The 585-nt window shown below is 67.0% G+C and carries 1 protein-coding gene; it reads right to left on the bottom strand.

The genetic code is table 11. The annotated features are described in order from the left end of the window. On the bottom strand, positions 1–192 hold a 192-nt coding region (locus tag ACR9ZJ_RS19370), incomplete at its 3' end, for a hypothetical protein (RefSeq protein WP_481288688.1). Positions 193–585: the final 393 nt, after the last annotated feature.

The raw sequence follows: 585 nt of genomic DNA, 5'->3' as shown, positions 1-585 counted from the left end.
GTCAGTACCTCCCCCGGTACCGCCACCGCCGCCGTCCGTGCCAGCACCGCCCGGATTCACCGTGCCGCCCCCGCCTCCGCCCGACCGGGTGGACCCGTGGCCGCTACAAGCCGTGATCGAGACCGAGGCGGCGAGGATGCAGCTTGCCAGCAAGGTTCGGGTAAGGATCTTCGTGAATTTCTGCTCGCTCATGATCACTCCTTGGGCGCATGCGCCCTGGGTAGCGCCCCCTGCCATATGGGAGCCGAACATCGACTGTGACCCTCGTCACACCCGTACTCATGAGACGCCCAGACCGCTTCCCGAAGTGCGCAAAAGCGGCAATCCAGGGGTATTCCGCCATGAATTTTCGGCAAAAATCGGTGTTGGCGATGGTGGTGGGAGCCGACCCTGTCGGCGATCCCGCGGCAGCGGGCCCGGTTGCATGCACGGCTCGGCTTCGCCCTCGCATTGGGCTTGTGCGTGGCGGGGGAGCTGCCGGGCGCCACCCCGGTCGCGGGCGTTGGCTTTTGCCGCACGACACCTCAGTGCTCGGAAGAGCCGTCGGCCGCCACCCTCGTCGCGACTTGTGGAACCGAGGAGCGA

The organism is Luteibacter sp. KNZ12-1A (genome assembly GCF_056755675.1).
Note: the sequence above shows the minus strand (reverse complement) of the source record. Positions and strands in the feature narration are given on the sequence as shown.